Genomic DNA, 19,052 nt, shown 5'->3' on the forward strand with positions numbered 1-19,052 from the left:
CGCCGTTCAGCCCTTCCGCCCCGCTCAAGCTGTTCAACAGCCTGACCCGCCAGTTGGAAGAGTTCCAGCCGGTCCACCCCGGAATTCCCGGCGTGCCGGGCAAGGAGCCCGAAGCGCGCGTCTATTCCTGTGGGCCGACGGTCTATAACTATCCCCACATTGGCAACATGCGGGCCTATGTCTTTGCCGACATTCTGGGCCGCACGCTCAGCTTCAAGGGCTACAAGCTCACCCATGTCATCAACATCACCGATGTTGGCCATCTGACCGACGATGCGGACGATGGCGAAGACAAGATGGAAAAGATGGCACGGACAGCGGCCAAGTCCATCTGGGACATCGCGCAGCATTATACCCAGGCATACTGGGAAGACATCAAGGCGCTGAACATCCGCCAGCCCGCGCGCTGGACGATTGCCACCGAATATGTGCCGCAGATGATCGCCTTTGCCGAAAAGATTGCGGACAAGCACTGCTATGAACTCGATAGCGGGCTGTATTTCGACGTTTCGACAGTGGCCGACTATGGACGGCTGGCACGCGCCCAGACCGAAGACGGAGAAGGCCGGATCGAGGCGGTCGAGGGTAAGCGCAACGCGGCTGACTTCGCCATCTGGCGCAAGACACCGCGGGGCGAGAAACGCCAGATGGAATGGGATTCGCCGTGGGGCAAGGGCGCGCCGGGCTGGCATCTGGAATGCTCGGTCATGTCGAGCGAAGTTTTGGGCTTTCCGTTTGACATCCACACTGGCGGCATCGACCACCGCGAAATCCATCACCCCAACGAAATCGCGCAGAATCAGGCGTTCTGCTGCGGCGACAAGGCAAGTGGCGGGCTGGACCTGCCCGCCAACTCAGGCGCGCGTGTGTGGATGCACAACAACTTCCTCGTCGAACGCTCTGGCAAGATGAGCAAATCGTCGGGCGAATTCCTGCGCCTGCAACTGCTGATCGACAAGGGCTATCACCCACTGGCCTACCGCATGATGTGTCTGCAGGCGCACTATCGCAGCGAACTGGAGTTTTCGTGGGAAGGGCTTGGCGCAGCGCTTACCCGGTTGAAGCGGATGTTGATTGCGATCGGCCAACTCAAGGATCGGGCAGGAGAGGGTGCTGTGCAAGCTGGCCCACGCTTCGCGCCCTTCCTCGAACGCTTCGATGCTTCCGTGTCTGATGATCTCAATACCGCCATAGCGCTGACAGTGTTCGAGGAAGTGCTGGCACTCAAGAAGGTGGATCCGGCCGAAAAACTCGCGGTGCTTGCCGAGATGGACGGCGTGTTGGGTCTGGGCGTGCTGGCGCTTGAGCGCGAAGATCTGCGGATAAAGCCCAAGGGCATCGACATTGGTCAATCGGAAATCGAGGTGGTGCTTGAAGCCCGCAAAGCGGCACGCGCCAACAAGGACTTTGCCCGTTCCGATGCTCTGCGCGACGAACTGGCAACCAATGGCGTGGATGTGATGGATGGCGATCCACTGGGTTGGGAGTGGAAGCTAGCCTAGCGTTTGGGCACGACGACCAGTTTGTAGGGAATATACAGCAGAACTTCCGACAGGCTGGCGCGTGTCCACTCCACCGGGCGATTCAATCCTTCGATTTCAACACCATAATCGACACCCAGCTTCGTGGCCATCGTCCGCGCATCGGCAGCAATCGCATCAGCCACTGCACCGCGATATTGATCGGGCGCAACGACCGACAAAGTAAGGTCGTCAGCTTCTCCAAACTCTGCCCGACCAACTGGCTCGACCGCTTTTATGAAGTCGGCGATCTTTCGTTCCATTGCCATGCCCGAAGACTGCGCGTTGAGCGGAACCTTGATCAGGAAAACAGCACGGGACGTGTCGGGCCGCCCGGCACCGTTCAGTGCGAGAGACTTGTAGTTTTGCAACGTCAGCGGCTCGATCGTGCGTTGGCCATAGGCGAGCTGGACGCCATGCTTTGGTGCCAGCCGAATGGCGTTTTCTATCATCTGATAGACTTCGGCGATCCGCTTTCCCGCATCGCGGGTGTCACCCGTGATGGAAACTTCCTGTACGGCAAAGTCTGCCACGCGGCGCAGGCCGACTGCGGGCACGCGCTCATCGAACGTGTCGGATTCCCGGCGCATGGCGGTGACGATGACTTCTGACATTCCATCGTCCTGCGCAAACGCAGGGGGACACGCCGTGCTGCCAAGACAAATCGCCAAGAAAATCCGTTTCATCGCTGCTGCCCTCTCCGCTAGTCCGCTTTTAACGAACAGCGCGGGAGATCAAAGTCAATGACCGTCCTTGTGATGAGCGCGATGGCCGCGCCGCTGGTGGAAGGGCGCCTGCCTGACTGGATGGAGCCGCGCTTTTTCCGTAGCGCCGACGAACTGTTCGACCTTGCGCCCGATGCGGAGATCGGGTGGTTCGACCTCTATCAGCCGGCGGGCATGGACAAGGCCATCAGGCTAGCAACGAAGCTCAAGTGGCTCAATTCAGTCTATGCCGGCGTCGATTTCTTCCCTCTCGATGTGCTGCGCGAACGTGGTGTCACCCTCACCAATGGCACCGGCATCAATGCGATCACCATTGCCGAATACGTGGTGATGGGAATGCTGACCGTGGCGAAGGGCTATCGTGATGTGGTGCGGGCGCAGGACCGGCACGAATGGCTGCTGGATTCGCCGGGGAAGATGGAACTGTCGGGCAGCCGCGCGCTGATCCTCGGCTATGGCGCAATCGGGCAGCGCGTTGACCGGATGTTGCAGGGCTTCGATGTAGACGTGGTGAAAGTGCGGCGTTCGGCAGGTGAGGGCACGCTGGGGCCGGACGATTGGCGCGCGCAGCTTGGCTCGTTCGACTGGGTGATCCTTGCCGTGCCCGCCACGCCCGAGACGGATGGCATGATTGGCGCGGCGGAGATTGCGGCGATGAAGCCGGGCTCCACTCTGGTAAACGTTGCGCGCGGGGCCGTGGTCGATCAGGACGCATTGATCGAAGGGTTGAAGGCCGGACGCCCGGGCCATGCCTTCCTCGACGTGGTGACGCCCGAACCACTGCCGCCCGAACATCCGCTGTGGAGCGTGCCGAACGCGCATGTCACCAGTCATCTGTCTGGGCGGGCGCAAACGAAGATGTTTGAAAGGTCGGTCAGCCGCTTTCTGGAAAACATCGCACGTTTCGGCAAGGGCGAGACGCTGCAGCCACAAGTCGATCTTTCGTTGGGCTACTGAATGGGGAGGGGTGACTCCGCCAATTGTGTCTGATAGCCACATGATCTGTGGGGCAGGTGCGGGGGCCATAACGACACGCGCCGGATATTCGCTCCAAGCGGTCGCAACCGAACTGGGGAGGGGAGCGCCATCTGGCTGCGCGCTCCCGTTGATGGAGCGATCACAATGGCCGACGGCAAAAAAGCATCCGACCTGTTCATCGAGTGCCTTGAGGAAGAGGGCTGCGAATATATCTTCGGCGTTCCCGGCGAAGAGAACCTCGATTTCCTCGACTCGCTTTCCCGCTCAAAGCAGATCAAGCTGATCCTCACGCGGCACGAACAGGGCGCTGGCTTCATGGCGGCCACATATGGCCGACACACCGGCAAGACGGGCGTCTGCATTGCTACGCTGGGGCCGGGGGCGACGAACTTTGTCACGGCTGCTGCCTATGCCACGCTGGGCGGAATGCCGATGCTGATGATCACCGGCCAGAAGCCGATCAAGAAATCGAAGCAGGGTCGTTTCCAAATCCTCGATGTCGTTTCCATGATGGGGCCGATCACCAAGTTCACGCACCAGATGGCGTCTTCCGACAACATCCCCACGCGCGTGCGCGAGGCCTATCGGCTTGCCGAAGAGGAAAAGCCTGGTGCGACGCACATCGAATTGCCCGAGGATATTGCCGACGAACACACCACTTCGTTGCCACTGAAGCGCAGTTTGGTGAGGCGTCCGAACGCCGATGCCAAATCGGTTACGCAGGCGGTTGAGGCTTTGCAGGCGGCAAAGGCTCCGGTGCTGGTGATCGGCGCGGGCGCGAACCGCAAGATGACCGGCAAGATGCTGCGCGAGTTCGTGGAGAAGACCGGCATTCCGTTTCTGACCACACAGCTGGGTAAGGGCGTGATTGATGAGCGCCACCCCAAGTTCCTTGGTTGCGCAGCGCTGTCGGCGGGCGATTTCGTGCATCGGGCGGTGGAAGATGCCGATATCATCATCAATGTCGGCCACGATGTCATCGAGAAGCCGCCGTTCTTCATGCGGGATGGCGGGCCGCCGGTCATCCACGTATCGACCAAGACGGCCGAGGTTGATCCGGTGTACTTCCCTTCGATCGAGGTCATCGGCGATATCGCCAACGCGATCTGGCAGATGAAGGAAGCGCTCACGCCCAATCCGGCGTGGAACTTCGATCATATGCTGGCCTATCGCGCGGCGGAAGTTGCGCACACTGCACCGTTGGCAGCGGATGAGCGGTTCCCTGTGTTCCCGCCGCATCTGGTGCAGCAGGTGCGTGATTCCATGCCGGAAGACGGGATCATCTGCCTTGATAACGGCGTCTACAAGATCTGGTTCGCGCGCGGTTACACCGCCTATCAGCCCAACACCGTGCTGCTTGACAATGCGCTTGCCACAATGGGCGCAGGGTTGCCGTCTGCGATGATGAGCGCGATGCTCTATCCTGAGCGGAAGGTCATGGCGATCTGCGGCGATGGCGGGTTCATGATGAACAGCCAGGAGATGGAAACCGCCGTTCGGCTGGGCCTGAACCTGACGGTTCTGATCCTGAACGACAATGCCTATGGCATGATCCGCTGGAAGCAGGCCAACATGGGTTTTGAGGATTTCGGCCTGACTTACAATAACCCCGATTTCGTCAAATATGCAGAGGCTTACGGTGCTCGGGGATATCGCGTGGAAAGCGCGGCGCATCTCAAGGAATTGCTGGCGCATTGCCGCGACACGCCTGGCGTCCATCTGATCGATTGCCCGGTGGACTATTCGGAGAACGATCAGATTTTGAACAAGGACATCAAAGATCTGTCCAAGGCGCTGTAACAGCAACTTTCGTCATTGCGAGAAGCGCAGCGACGAAGCAATCCAGAGTCGTCGCGCGCATCCTCTCTGGATTGCTTCGCTTCGCTCGCAATGACGAAGAAGGGGCAGGTTTGCTCCTGGCAGAGGTCAACAATGAACCTAAAAGACGTCTACCCGCTCTACCTCAACAACAAGGCGGTGCAGCCCAACACCGATCTTGCGGTGACCGACAAGTTCACCGGCGAGGTGGCTTTCCGCGCCGCGCTGGCCACGCCCGATGTCATCGACGAAGCGATTGCCGGAGCTGTGCGCGCGGCAGAGCCGATGGCCAAGCTGGCGAGTTACGAAAAGCGTGACGTGCTGGATCATTGCGTGAAGCGGTTTGCCGAGCGCAAGGACGAACTCGCCTATGCCCTGTGCATCGAAGCGGGCAAGCCGATTGCCGATTCCGAAGGCGAGGTGGGCCGCCTGATCGACACGTTCCGCATCGCCGCTGAAGAAGCCACGCGCAATTATGGCGAGGTCCAGCCGCTCGACATTTCGCCGCGTGCCAAAGGGTATATGGGCATGTGGAAGCGCGTGCCGATTGGGCCGTGCAGCTTCATTTCACCGTTCAACTTCCCGCTGAATCTTGCCGCGCACAAGATTGCGCCTGCCATCGCGATGGGCTGCCCTTTCGTGATGAAGCCCGCCAGCCTGACGCCGCTGGGCGCCATCATCATGGGCGAAGTTCTGGCCGAGTGCGACGTTCTGCCCGAAGGCGCGTTCTCGATCCTGCCTGCCAGCCGCGACGGTGCGGACCTGTTCACCACGGATGAGCGGCTCAAGCTGCTCTCGTTCACCGGCTCGCCCGATGTGGGCTGGGCGCTGAAAGCGAAGGCGGGCAAGAAGAAGGTCGTGCTCGAACTCGGCGGGAATGCGGCTGTCGTGGTCGACAAGGACGCCGATCTGGATCACGCGCTCGCCCGGATCATCTTCGGCGGCTATTACCAGTCGGGCCAGTCCTGCATCCACGTGCAGCGCGTGATCATTCACGCCGATATCTACGACCAGTTCCGCGACATGCTGGCTGCCAAGGTGAAGACGCTGAAGTCGGGCGATCCCAAGATTCGCGATACCTTCATCGGCCCGATGATCTCGGCCAAGGAAGCGCAGCGGCTGAAAGGCTGGATCGACGCGGCGGTGGCTGGCGGGGCAACGCTGCTCGCTGGCGGCGGCTGTGATGGTAATATGCTGGAAGCCACGCTGCTGGAAGGCTGCAGCCGCGATATGGATGTCTACACCGAAGAAGCGTTCGGTCCTGTGGTGATCCTGTCAAAGTTTACCGATTGGGACGCGGCTTTGGATGAAGTCAACGACAGCAAGTTCGGCTTGCAGGCAGGGTTGTTCACCTCCGACATCCAGAAGGTGTTCGGCGCTTGGGACAAGCTCGACGTTGGTGGCATCGTGGTGAACGATGTGTCGTCCTACCGCGTGGATAACATGCCTTATGGCGGTGTGAAGGATTCCGGTCTTGGCCGTGAAGGGATTCGGTTTGCGATGGAAGACATGTCGGAAATCCGCAACATGGTGATCCGCCGGACGTAAATCGGGCAGAATCGCTATATGCTGCGTCCGTCTGTTGCTGAATTGTGTGCGAAAGGGTGTTTAGCCACTTGAACCCAACTCGGTTGGTGGCCTAGTCTCGGTTGAACGGGGTCGCATTGCAGCACTTCCGGTTTGGGATGTCGTCACAGACGTAAAGTCGGACGTCTTGTCTGCCGGTGGGGACGAGGGGCAATGCTGGGCATTTTCAAGGGCAAACAGCGGCTGAAGGCTGCATTCCGGGCGGTTTCCCGTTCAGGAACGCTTGCGTTCGCGGCATGTCTGGCGATGGCAGGGGCGGCGCTTGGCGTCTCCGCGCTGGTCGGTCCTGATTCTGTCAGGGCCGAACCCGCTGCCGAAACCCTGCGTGGCCATACTGGCGTGGCATCCTGCGCCGGTTCCACCTGTCACGGCCGGAGCATCGCGGATGGCGCTGTTGTGCGGCAGGACGAACTGCTGCGCTGGCAGGAAGAATCCTCCCCTACCGGCGCACATAGCCGTGCGTGGCGTGTGGTGCAGGAACCGCGCGGGCAGGCCATTGTGCGGCGCCTTGGCCTCGACGCCGCTGGGGCCCAGCGCGAATGCGCAGGTTGCCATGCTTCGCCGGGCGCTACCCGCGTGGCCGATGGTGTGGATTGCGAAGCCTGTCACGGTGCGTCGGGCGGGTGGCTCTCCACGCACTATACAGTGGGCGCAAGTCATCGTCGCAATGTGGCGCAGGGCATGACCGATCTGGTCAATCCGCAGGTCAAGGCACAAGTTTGCCTCGATTGCCACTTTTCGGGCGACGCACGCGGTCAATTCATCGCGCACCGCATCATGGCGGCAGGCCACCCGCGGATATCGTTCGAACTGGACCTCTTCACCACGCTTCAGGCCCATCATGACGAGGACGCCGATTACGTAACGCGCAAGGGCGGCAAGACCAACGCAATGCGCATGTGGGCCGTGGGGCAGGCGGAAGCTGTAAAACGCAGCCTTGAACTGTTCAGCCAGCCGTCCCGCGCGGTGGACGGAATCTTCCCCGAATTCACGTTCTACGATTGCCATTCGTGCCACCGACGCATCTATGACGGTGAGGCGGGCGGTAATGTAACGGCGGTGCCGAATCCGGGCCGTCCGATCGATCTCGGCACGCCGCCCTACAATGATGAAAACATGATCATGTTGCTGGCTGCGGCAAAGGTGGTTGCGCCAGATGCTGCTGCCACGTTTGATGCCCGTGCCAAGGCCTTCCATCGCGCGATGCTGGCGGGCCGGTCTGAAACGGTCGCGGCGGCACAGGCATTGCGGCAGTCTGCCGATGCGCTGTCCAGCCGGTTTGCCGCCACCAGTTTTACCCGCGAACAGACTTTCGCGATCATGGATTCGATCGCAAGCGACGCCATTGGCGATCGTTTCACTGATTACGAAGGCGCAGTGCAGTCAGTCATGGCGGTGGACACGCTGCTGGGCGGCATGGTCAATCAGGGAATGGTCTCGACTTCTGCAGCCAGCGGTCTGCGTGTCCAGATCAATCAGGCCTACGCAGCGGTGCGCGATCCCAACGGATTTCAGCCCTTTGCCTTCCGCCGTGCGCTGGGCGGTGCGGTCCGTTCAATTCGGAGCCTGCGCTGATGCACCTGCCGCTGGCTCTCAGGCAAACGACTGCCATCGCGCTGTCCCTTTCGCTTACGCTAGCAGGCTGTGGCGGCGGTGATTCCGGCTCTGGCGATACGTTCACGCCCACACCAACCCCCACCGCATCGTCGCGCTTCTTTGCCGATCCGGCGCAGGAAGCGCTGACAGCCAGCGAGGTTCAACAGATCGTTGCGCAGGCTGTGGGTGAAGCACAGGCGCGCAGCAAGCCCGCGATCATCAGCGTGGTCGATCGGGTCGGCAATGTCCTTGCCGTGTTCCGCATGAACGGTGCGCCCAGCCGGATGCTCACCAGCCGCCGCACGGCTACGGGGCGCATCGCCAATCCCGGCATCGATGCGCAGGGTCTTGATGTCGAAGCGACGATGGGCGCGATCAGCAAGGCGATCACGGCAGCCTACCTGTCTTCCAGCGGCAATGCCTTTACCACCCGCACCGCCAGCGAGATCGTGCAGGAGCATTTCCCGCCCGCGCCCAATACCCCCGGCCTTGAATCCGGCCCTCTTTTCGGCGTGCAATTCAGCCAGCTTCCCTGTTCCGACCTCAACACGCGCTTCATTACCGGCAACGCAGGCAGCGGCGCGTTCATCGGCCCGAAGCGGTCGCCGCTCGGCCTTGCGGCGGATGCGGGCGGTTTGCCGCTTTACAAGAATGGCGTGGTTGTCGGCGGTATCGGCGTGATGGCCGATGGTGACTATGGTTACGATCCCGACGTCAGCAATGTTGACGAAGACGCCGAAGAATACATCGCTCTCGCCGGTATTCAGAGCTTCGCTCCGGCAGATGATATCCGGGGTGATCGCATCACCGCAGACGGCACGACGCTGCGCTTTGCCGATGCGCAGCCTGCAAAACTCTCTGCCTTGCAGACCAGCTTTTCCGCGATCAACAACGTGCGCGGAACGCTGATTCCCGTGAATGGTTATTTCGATGGGACGGCGGTGCTGGCAGGAACTGCCTATGGCACCGAGCGCAGCGGCATCCGGCGGGTTAGCGCATCGGAGTTCTCGCTGGCAGATGCCTATCTGTTGACGGATGGTGCAGGAAATCCGCGCTTCCCAATCAAGGCCGGGACTGATGGGGCCGACGTGGGGCAGGCGCTTTCGGCAGCTGAAGTCCGCACCGTGATGGAAGAAGCTTTCACGGTGATGACCCGCGCCCGCGCGCAAATCCGCCGACCGCTCGATAGCCGCGCGCAAGTCACCATCTCGATCGTCGATACTTACGGCGAAGTGTTGGGGCAGGTGCGCAGCCCCGATGCGCCGATCTTCGGCACCGACGTCTCGCTGCAAAAGGCGCGCACGGCGGCGTTCTTCTCAAATCCCGTGGCTGCACAGCAGCTACTGGCCACCCCCGGCGCGGATGTTTTCGTGCAGCGCGTGCGCGATTTTCTGGGCGATCAGACGGCATTGACCGGAGGCAAGGCCTTTGCCGACCGGTCGGGCGGCAACCTCTCACGTCCGTATTTCCCCGATGGGGAACTTGGCCGTCCTCCCGGCCCTTTGTCCCGTCCGATCGATGATTTCAGCCCGTTTGCCACCGGATTGCAGATCGCGCTTGTTGCCGGAAACGTGGTGCAACACGCAGGCTTTGTGCAAGGGGCGGGCAGCGATACGCCGCAGACCTGCTCAACCGTGCCCAACACGCCCACGGGTAAGAAGCGGCTGGCCAACGGAATCCAGATATTCCCCGGTTCGGTGCCGATATACCGCGGGAACCGGCTTGTCGGCGCTATCGGCGTGTCGGGTGATGGGATCGATCAGGACGACATGATCGCGTTCCTCGGCGTCCACAACGGCGGTGCCAAGGCAGGCGGAATTGGCAATGCGCCCAAGGACATGCGCGCCGATACGATCGTTGTCGCGGTCGGCAGCGGCGTTCGTCTGCGCTATGTGAACTGCCCCTTCGCACCGTTCCTTGATACGAGCGAACAGAACGTTTGCGAGGGCAAATGATGCAGCAGGTGATCGCCTTGATTGCCCCGGCATTCGGTATCACGCAGCCGACACCGATGCCGATGATGCCGTTTCAGGTGCTCGCTGCTGTCGAGGCGGCAACGCCCGGCGCTCAGCAGCCACAGGCGACCACGAGCGCAGCGCCAGACAGCGCATCGCAACAGGTCGATCCCAATACTACCGCCCTTCCGGGCGGCGAAACCGAAGCTGACGACGCCCTTATCGATGGGCGCCGTCGCCCCGGTTACACCAAGCAGCTTCCCGACAAGGTCGATCAGGAGAATCCCGGCGCAGTCAATGCCCCGCCGCCTGAAGCCTTTTACGACAAGTATGATGGCGAAGGCCCGATGGGCAATCTCGCGCTTGATGTTGGGGTGCCCGACCGTTGGCGCATCGTGTCCTCGCTTTGCCCGCAAAAGGACAAGACCACCGGCAAGCGCGATCTTTCGCTCTACACGCTGTTCCCGCGATTGCAGCACGTCTGCCATTCGTCGCTCGATCCATTTCACCACAATTTGCTCAAAGGCGACCGTCCGCTCGCGCGTGGCAAACGTCCCGGATTTCTCAAAGGCGACGACTGGTTCCTGATCGCCGGCGCGGTTTCCGATACGATTGTCGAGCCGCGCAGCTTTCCCATTCCCGTCGGAAATCAGACCACGAGTGACCCGAACCAGATCGATGTGTTCGGGCGCAGCAACAGCCTGGTTCTTGCGCAGACCTTCATCGCCAGCGTTTCGCTTCTGAAAGGCATGACGGCGTTCAAACCGCCTGCAATTGAATATCGTATCGCGATTGCGGGCAATATCAATCACGTACAGGTGCCAGAACGGCGCGTGCTGTTCGTCGAACCATCAAAAGGTACGCGCCGCACCGATGGCTTTGTTGGGCTGCAGGAAGCCTTTGTCGATTACCACCTTGGGCAGTACGATTCGAAGCGCTACGATTTCTTCTCGGTCCGCGCGGGCATCCAGCCGATGCAGTCTGATTTTCGCGGTTTTCTGTTCAACGACAATCAGTTGGGCATCCGCTTTTTCGGGAACCGCGATAACAACCGCTTTCAGTTCAACCTTGCAGCCTTCTGGCGCCTGGAAAAGGACACCAATTCCGGCCTGAATGACATCACGCAGACCCCGCGTGACGACTTCGTGCTGATGGCCAACGTCTATCGGCAGGATTTTCCAGTCGTTGGCCTGACCAGCCAGCTTTCCGCCACATGGAACATCAACCGCGAACGCGGCCAGGTGGCGGTGGACAAGAACGGTTTCCCGGTCCGGCCCGCGCTGCTCGGCGATCTGCGGGGGCGGAATTATGATGTGGTCTATCTGGGCTATGCCGCCGATGGCCGCATCGGTCGCATCAACCTCACGGGGCAGTTCTATGGCGCGCTGGGGCATGACAGCAACAATTTCCTCACTAGCGGCCCGGCCAGCATTCGCGCTTTCATGGCAGCAGCTGAACTCAGCTATGATATCGACTGGACCCGTATCCGCCTGTCTGGCCTTTACGCCAGCGGTGACAGCGATCCTTACGACAAAGTGGAAGGCGGCTTCGACGCCATCTTCGAAAACCCGCAGTTCGCAGGTGCCGACACCAGTTACTGGATTCGCCAGACGATCCCCTTTGCAGGCGGCGGGCGCGCCATCTCTATCAATGGCCGCAACGGCATTCTCAATTCGCTGCGCTCTTCGAAAGAGCAGGGGCAGTCAAATTTCACCAATCCCGGCACCATGCTCCTGGGGGTTGGCACCGATTTCGATCTGACGCCCACGGTGCGCGTTTCTACCAACGTCAATCACTTGTGGTTTCAGAACACAAAGGTGCTGCAAGTGCTGCGCAACGAAGGTTCGATCCCGCGCGAAATCGGCTGGGATGCTTCGGTGTCGGCCATCTGGCGGCCCCATGCATCGCAGAACCTTGTCTTTCGTCTGTCCGGTGCAGTGCTTGAACCGGGGCGGGGCTTTGACAATCTGTTCTCGCAACAGGGTAAGGCCAGCCGCTTCTATTCCGTCCTCGCCAACGCGACTGTGGCCTTCTGATGACCCAGCCCATGACACTCACGCGCCGTATTCGCACTCTTCCGCTGGCATGGTTCACGGCGCTGTTTGCTGCGCTGCTGCTACCCAGCGCCTTGTTCGCGGCGGGTGAGGAGCCTGCCCAGAAGGTTAGCCACACCCGCGCTCCTGCCGCGCCGCGCGGCCAGCCGGGCGATACGGCGGAAGAACAATGGGCATTCGTCGATAAGCAGAACGCAGGCTGCGTAAGTTGTCACACGCAAAGCGATCACCGCACGATGCACGCCAGTCCGGCGGTCGTCCTGTCTTGCGCCGATTGCCACGGCGGCAATACCAAAGTCGTCGCCGATCGCTCTTGGAACCGCAATTCGATGGAATATGTGGGCGCGATGAAGGACGCCCATGTCCTGCCGAAGTATCCGGTGGCGTGGGGATGGCCGTCATCGGCCAATCCTGAGCGTTCTTACGCCTTGCTGGCCAAGGAAAGCCCGGACTTCATCCGCTTCGTCAACCCTTCGGACTATCGCATCGCGCGCGATTCCTGCGGCGCCTGCCACATGTCGATCATCGAAGCATCCGAACGCTCGTTGATGTCGACCGGCGCGATGCTTTGGGGTGGGGCAGCCTATAACAACGGCATTATTCCCTTCAAGAACTACATGTTCGGTGAAAGCTTCACGCGAAACGGCGAACCGGCGCTGCTGAAATCGGCGTCAAAGGACATCGGTTCTGATGGCAAGCCGAGGTGGGGCACGGTCACGCCCAAGGAAAAGGCGCGGGGCGCATTGCCGATCCTCTATCCGCTGCCGCGCTGGCACCAGATCCCGCCGGGTGATGTGTTCCGCGTGTTCGAGGATGGCGGGCGCACGATCAACCCGCAGTTCCCCGAAATCGGTCTGCCCAACTCGACCGGCCTGATCCAGCGGCTTGACGAGCCGGGCCGCCCCGATCTCAAGCAGTCCAACCGTGGTCCGGCCACGGGGCTGCGCGTCGCCATCCCGGTCCTGAACATCCACAAGACCCGCCTGAACGACCCGTTCCTGTTTCAGATGGGCACCAACGACCAGCCGGGCGACTATCGCTCATCGGGCTGCGCATCGTGCCACGTGATTTACGCCAACGACCGCGAACCGCGCCACTCGCTGAACTACGGCAAGTGCGGGCGTGACGGGCAGACAGTCACTGCCGACCCGACGATCAACACTCTGCGCGAAGGCCAGCATCGCAAGGGCGCTTATGGCACCTACGATGCCGCTGCCCATGAAACGCACGAGAAGGTGCGCGGCACGGTGCTGGGTGGACAGCGCGGCTATCTGGGCGGTGACAAGTCCGATCCCGAAGCCTCGCACGATATGGAAGCCGATTGCGCCCGCGCGATCTCATCGGCCGAACAACTGGTCTATGCCCCGGCCAAAGGCGTCGCCCCGCATGGCACGATGGATCACGGCAAGATGGATCAGGCCACGGCACACGCTGCTGCCGGGCTGGATGAAAAGGGCCATGTAAAGAAGGACGCGCATGGCGGGGGCGACGGCGATGATAGCCACGAACCCACCGGCCCTGTCGCCATGCAGGATCGCGAACGCGGCCACCCGTTGGTACACGCCTTCACCCGCGCCATTCCCACCGCGCAGTGCATGAACTGCCACATGCACCAGCCGAACATCTTCCTGAACACCTACCTCGGCTACATCATGTGGGACTATGAATCCGACGCGCCCAGCATGTGGCCCGGACCTGAGAACCGCGCACCCAAGCCTGCCGGAATGTCTGACGCGGACTATGAAAAGGCATTCAAGAAGCAGTTCTACCCGAACATCGACGAACAGCGCGAAGTGCTTGACCGCAACCCCGAAGGAGCTGCCACGCGCGGACTGTGGCGTGACGTCGAATTCCTGCGCAACGTCTATGACCTGAACAGCCAGCTCAAGGACACCCAGTTCGCTGATTACCACGGCCACGGCTGGAACTTCCGTGCCATCCTCAAGCGTGACCGTCGCGGCAACCTGCTCGACGATGGCGGCGACATGAGCACCTACGGCACCGATACGGCGCACATCATCGATCCGAACGACCCCGAAAAGTTCCGTAAAAGCACCGAGGGTAAGTTCGTCGATGTCGGCTCCGACAATCCCGGCAAGGCTGTCCACATGATGGACATCCATGCGCAGATCGGAATGCAGTGTGCCGATTGCCACTTTGCGCAGGACAGCCACGGCAATGGCCTGATCTACGGTGAAGTCGCCAACGCCGTGGAAATCGGGTGCAAGGACTGCCACGGCACGCCCGACGCTTACCCAACTCTGCTCACGTCGAACCTTGCCGCGCCCGAAAAGGGCAACAACCTGTCGCTGCTGCGGAACGCCGACGGCCAGCGCCGCTTCGAATGGTTCAACGAGGCCGATGGTCGTCGTGTCCTGGTCCAGCGCTCGATCATCGACCCGAACCTTTCATGGCGCGTCAGCCTCGTGAAGGATTCAGTCGATGCGCGGTTTGCCGGCAAGATGGACAGCACGGGCGCGCCCATCTTCAATCCCAAGGCTGCGCGCGCGAAACTGATGGCAAAGTCGGCTTCGGACGATGGTGACTACAAGTTCGGCACTGGCATTCCAAAGGAAGCGCGCGCCCATCGTGACGATGATATGGCCTGCTTCACCTGCCATCTTTCGTGGACCACATCGTGTGCAGGCTGCCACTTGCCGATCGAGGCGAACTGGAAATCGGCCACGCACAAGTATGAGGAAGACTACACCCGCAATTACGCAACCTATAATCCGCAGGTCGCGCGTGACGACATGTTCCAGCTTGGAAAGCACCAGCGCAACAAGTCATCCGGCTCCGATCCGGTACAGTTCGATCCTTCGGGCAACCCGGTCAGCGGAAAGGCCATCACCGCGCCGATCCGCTCCACCTCGGCGTTGATCCTGTCGTCGACCAATATCAACCGCGAACGCATCTATGTGCAGCAGCCGCCGATTTCCTCGATAGGCTACTCGTCGCAAGCCTTCGCGCCGCACTTCCCGCACACCGTCCGCAAGAACGAGACGAAGCAGTGCACCGATTGCCACGTCGCTCAGGATGAGGACAACAATGCGGTCATGGCGCAGCTACTGCTGCTCGGCACCAACTACGTGAACTTCGTCGGGATGAACGCATGGTTCGGCCTCGAAGGCGGCTTCGAAGCCGTCCGCGTGACCGAATGGGATGAGCCGCAAGCCGTGATCGGCTCCTACCTCCATCGCTATGCCTATCCCGATTACTGGAAGAGCCACGTCGAAAAGAACGACCGCGAGCTGAAGAACTGGACGCGCGGCAAGATATTCGACTCCAAACTTTCCGGGGAAACCACCGGACAGGAGCAGTTCGCCAATGTCGTCGAAGGCACCAGGGATGCGGTCCGCTGCCTGCAGATGCGCGGCGAATATATGTTCGTAGCCGAAGGGAAGGGCGGTTTCAGGGCCTATGACATCGCCGCGATAGGCGACAAGGGCTTCTCCGAACGCATCGTTACCGCTCCATTCTCATCGCTCGGCCATGACACGCATGTGAAGACGAAGAACGCCACCTGCATGGCGCTGCCCACCAATCAGGCCATCGCGCCCACGCGCAACACGCCGGAACTGCGCGGGATCAACCAGGAACAGCCGTTCTCGCCGATCTACAGCTATGCCTTCGTCACCGATGCGGTCGAAGGGCTGATCGCGGTCAACGTCGATACGCTGGCCGATGGCGAATTCCGCAACAACTTCTTTGGCCGCGCCTTCACTTTCAATCCCGATGGCGTGTTGACCGGCGCGCGGCACATCACGCTGGCGGGTGACTACGCCTATGTCGTTACCGACAAGGCGTTGGTCACCGTCCATCTGACCAAGCCGTGGTCCGCCGACAAACCGTGCGAAATCAGTGCGAAGAAGGGTGGTGAAACCTGCCTCGATCCGCGCATCACATCGGTTGTCCCGCTCAGCGACCCACGCGGCACAGCAGTGCAGTTCCGCTATCTGTGGGTAACGACCGCCAATGGCCTCGAGCTGATGGACGTGACCAATCTGGCGGCGCCGAAGCCTGTGGTGGGGGCAAGCGTTCCGCTGGCCGATGCCCGCCGGGTCTATCTTGCGCGCACATATGCCTATGTCGCGGCCAAGGGGCAGGGGTTGGTTATGGTTGACATCACCGCACCCACTCGCCCGTCAATTTATATGAGCTACACCGCGGACGGAAAACTCACCGATGCGGAAGACGTGATCGTGGCGTCCACCAACGCATCATTGTTCGCCTATGTTGCCGATGGCCGGAACGGTGTGAAAGTGCTGCAGTTGACCAGCCCGTCCAGCCAACCCAATTTCTATGGCTTCTCACCCGAACCCAAGCCGGAATTGATTGCCTGGGCACGCACGCCAACGCCTGCCTTGGCCCTTTCCAAGGGGCTGGATCGTGACCGTGGTGTTGATGAAACCGGCGGCCAGATGGCGGTGTTCGGTCGCCTCGGCTCTCGCCCGTTTACCCGGCCAGAGATGGAAGAACTGTTCCTCAACGCCAAGGGCGAGGTGTTCCGCGTGACCAATGCGGTGGATATGAACCAGTGGGTCGGCGCGAAATCTGCGCCGCTACTTGCCCGAACGAACTAAGCGGTTGGAGAGGAGACCGGGTGCCTTGCGCTTGTTCCTTAGGGGGGCACCCGGCGATCTCCTTCAGTCTTCGTCCAAGAGCAAAATCTCGCACTCCACTTCCATTAGCGGAGCGGGCAGAAGTTCGTGATCGACGCGGGTCACGGCTGCATCGGCCACCAATTGCCCGCGCAACCGGAACTCGTGTTCCGGTAACAAGCTTACAAAGTTCTCCCCGTCGCTCACCGCATCGCTGCCGGCAAAGCGCAAAACGAGCGTGTGTCGCGCGCCTGAAAAGGTGATGCTGGCCCAGGGCGCTTCTGCATGGCTTACCACTTCGGCGAGCGGTCCGGCGATTTCGCGCATCGCGCGCATCAGCCGATCAGTCGTGGCGATGCGGCGAGGAGGCGGCGTGCTGCCGATCAGCGCCTTGGTTTCGAGAGCATGAAGATCAAGCAGCATGGACATTCTCCGCAAATATGTTCATGAAATGTTCTACACGTCTTACCATCGCGGAACGCGGTTCGCGCCCATTGCGCAGATCGCCCACTAGACGGGGGTCGTGTGCGGCCAGTCGGCCAAACTTGGTGACGGGCATTCCCGTCCGCTCAAGAAACTTTTCGATTCTGCGAAGAAGCATGACGTTTGGACCCTCCATGACCGATTTTCTGGCGAAGCGACTCGAAATAGGATTTTTCCTATGTTGATCTGCAAATCCTACAATGCTAGGAAAAGTCCTTCGAAAGTGGAGGAAGGCTGATGGACAGCGATAATGATGCCGGCGCACGGACTCGCCTTGTTGCACTGGCGGCCCAGCGCGGCGTGAGTCTGGCAGCACTTTCTGCGCTGATTGGCCGTAATACTACGTATCTCCAGCAGTTCGTCCGCAAGGGCAGTCCACGGAAATTGGAAGAGAATGACCGCAGAATTCTTGCCGAATTCTTTGCCGTGCCGGAATACGAGCTGGGTGGCTCGCGGCGTGGTGGCGTGATTGCGATGGAGAGGGGGCGTAGCGCGATAGTGTTGCCCTCACCACGCGCACTGCTGGCCGAATGGGCCGATATCCCGCGCCTGCCGCTGGGCGCATCGGCTGGCCCGGGAGCGCTCCCGCCAGAGGAAATTCCCTCTGGCCGTCTGCGTTTTTCCAATCGCTGGCTCAAGGCTCAGGGACTCGAGCCTGCCATGCTCTCGGTGATCGAAGTCGAAGGCGATTCGATGGAACCCACGCTGCGCGATGGTGACGAAATTCTCGTCGACCGCACGCCGCGCCCGTTGCGCGCTGGTATTCACGTGATTCGTCTGGACGATGTGCTGCTAGTCAAACGCCTCGAATCCGGCCCCGGTGGAACCGTGCGCGTGATCTCCGACAATACGGCCTATCCGCGCCTTGAGCGCCCGCTACACGAAGTCGAACTCGTTGGTCGCGTCGTGTGGAAAGGTGGCAGGTTGTAGGGCTAGGTTTCCCGGCATTGCAATTGCGCTGCCAAGGCTCCAAATCGGTCGCCATGAACCAGCCTGCTGCCGAACCGCCCTTCAAGGTCGCCATCATTCCCGTCACGCCGCTCCAGCAGAACTGCACGCTGGTCTGGTGCACGAAGACAATGAAAGGGGCCTTCATCGACGCGGGCGGTGATCTGGAAAAGCTGCGCAAGGCGATTGAGGTAACCGGCGTCACCATCGAAAAACTGCTCGTAACGCATGGTCATATCGACCACTGCGGCATGACCGGGATTTTTGCCAGGGAACTGGGCGTGCCGATCGAAGGCCCGCACGAGGCCGATCGCTTCTGGATCAGCCGTCTTGATGAGGATGGCCGTCGCTGGGGCATCACTGGCGAAGTGTTCGAACCAGGTCGCTGGCTTGTGGATGGCGATAAAGTGACGGTGGGTGAAGTTGAACTCGATGTCATTCACTGTCCGGGGCATACTCCAGGCCATGTCGTCTTCCATCACGCGCCAACGCAAGTGGCGATCGTTGGCGACGTGCTGTTTCAGGGTTCCATCGGGCGCACCGACTTTCCAATGGGCAACCATCAGGATCTTATCGATTCGATCACGCAGAAACTCTGGCCGTTGGGCAACGATGTTACGTTCGTGCCTGGCCACGGTCCCAACAGCACGTTTGGTCGGGAACGGCAAACCAACGGTTTCGTCAGCGATTACGCCCTGAGTTGAACAATCTCTTCCCCGCTTGCGGGCGGGGAGCGCACTTTTTCCCCTCCCGCTGGCGGGAGGGGCTGGGGGAGGGCATGTTCCCA

The 19,052-nt window shown here is 60.8% G+C and carries 13 protein-coding genes; 10 read left to right on the forward strand and 3 right to left on the reverse strand.

Annotation, left to right across the window (positions count from 1 at the left end):
- The first annotated feature begins 29 nt into the window (after positions 1-29).
- Positions 30-1,502 (forward strand): cysteine--tRNA ligase, encoded by a 1,473-nt coding sequence (gene cysS, locus ACOVQ0_RS16635; protein ID WP_421887153.1) that lies wholly within the window; start codon positions 30-32, stop codon positions 1,500-1,502.
- Here cysS and ACOVQ0_RS16640 read toward each other — a convergent pair.
- Positions 1,499-2,134 (reverse strand): TonB-dependent receptor, encoded by a 636-nt coding sequence (locus ACOVQ0_RS16640; protein WP_421886959.1) that lies wholly within the window; start codon positions 2,132-2,134, stop codon positions 1,499-1,501. The genes cysS and ACOVQ0_RS16640 overlap by 4 nt on opposite strands.
- Before the next feature lie 129 nt (positions 2,135-2,263).
- On the opposite strand from ACOVQ0_RS16640, the gene ACOVQ0_RS16645 reads away from it, so the two are divergent.
- From ACOVQ0_RS16645 to ACOVQ0_RS16675, 7 genes are all read left to right on the forward strand, one after another.
- On the forward strand, positions 2,264-3,202 hold the full coding sequence (locus ACOVQ0_RS16645) for a D-2-hydroxyacid dehydrogenase (protein WP_421886962.1): 939 nt from the start codon (positions 2,264-2,266) through the stop codon (positions 3,200-3,202).
- A 165-nt stretch (positions 3,203-3,367) separates the two neighbouring features.
- On the forward strand, positions 3,368-5,023 hold the full coding sequence (locus tag ACOVQ0_RS16650) for an acetolactate synthase large subunit (RefSeq protein WP_421886965.1): 1,656 nt from the start codon (positions 3,368-3,370) through the stop codon (positions 5,021-5,023).
- 132 nt (positions 5,024-5,155) lie between these two features.
- A complete protein-coding gene (locus ACOVQ0_RS16655) occupies positions 5,156-6,589 on the forward strand; it encodes an aldehyde dehydrogenase family protein (protein ID WP_421886968.1) in 1,434 nt (477 codons plus the stop codon).
- Between the two features lie 192 nt (positions 6,590-6,781).
- A complete protein-coding gene (locus ACOVQ0_RS16660; RefSeq protein WP_421886971.1) occupies positions 6,782-8,203 on the forward strand; it encodes a multiheme c-type cytochrome in 1,422 nt (473 codons plus the stop codon).
- Complete coding sequence (locus ACOVQ0_RS16665) at positions 8,203-10,179, forward strand: heme-binding protein (RefSeq protein ID WP_421886974.1); 1,977 nt, start codon at positions 8,203-8,205, stop codon at positions 10,177-10,179. The genes ACOVQ0_RS16660 and ACOVQ0_RS16665 overlap by 1 nt, the downstream gene beginning before the upstream one ends.
- Positions 10,179-12,215: a hypothetical protein gene (locus ACOVQ0_RS16670; protein ID WP_421887156.1), complete on the forward strand. Its 2,037-nt coding sequence runs from the start codon at positions 10,179-10,181 to the stop codon at positions 12,213-12,215. The genes ACOVQ0_RS16665 and ACOVQ0_RS16670 overlap by 1 nt, the downstream gene beginning before the upstream one ends.
- Positions 12,216-12,226: 11 nt before the next feature.
- Complete coding sequence (locus tag ACOVQ0_RS16675) at positions 12,227-16,816, forward strand: hypothetical protein (RefSeq protein WP_421886977.1); 4,590 nt, start codon at positions 12,227-12,229, stop codon at positions 16,814-16,816.
- Between the two features lie 63 nt (positions 16,817-16,879).
- Here the strand turns inward: ACOVQ0_RS16675 and ACOVQ0_RS16680 are convergent, their stop codons facing one another.
- Both ACOVQ0_RS16680 and ACOVQ0_RS16685 read right to left on the reverse strand, forming a co-directional pair.
- Complete coding sequence (locus ACOVQ0_RS16680; protein ID WP_421886980.1) at positions 16,880-17,257, reverse strand: hypothetical protein; 378 nt, start codon at positions 17,255-17,257, stop codon at positions 16,880-16,882.
- Positions 17,247-17,435: a hypothetical protein gene (locus ACOVQ0_RS16685; protein WP_421886983.1), complete on the reverse strand. Its 189-nt coding sequence runs from the start codon at positions 17,433-17,435 to the stop codon at positions 17,247-17,249. Before ACOVQ0_RS16685 ends, ACOVQ0_RS16680 begins: the two co-directional genes overlap by 11 nt.
- Before the next feature lie 119 nt (positions 17,436-17,554).
- On the opposite strand from ACOVQ0_RS16685, the gene ACOVQ0_RS16690 reads away from it, so the two are divergent.
- Both ACOVQ0_RS16690 and ACOVQ0_RS16695 read left to right on the forward strand, forming a co-directional pair.
- A complete protein-coding gene (locus ACOVQ0_RS16690) occupies positions 17,555-18,247 on the forward strand; it encodes a S24 family peptidase (RefSeq protein WP_421886985.1) in 693 nt (230 codons plus the stop codon).
- A gap of 53 nt (positions 18,248-18,300) precedes the next feature.
- Complete coding sequence (locus ACOVQ0_RS16695) at positions 18,301-18,969, forward strand: MBL fold metallo-hydrolase (RefSeq protein ID WP_421886988.1); 669 nt, start codon at positions 18,301-18,303, stop codon at positions 18,967-18,969.
- Positions 18,970-19,052 lie beyond the last annotated feature (83 nt).

This window comes from Novosphingobium sp., from assembly GCF_049240505.1.
Lineage (GTDB): Bacteria > Pseudomonadota > Alphaproteobacteria > Sphingomonadales > Sphingomonadaceae > Novosphingobium.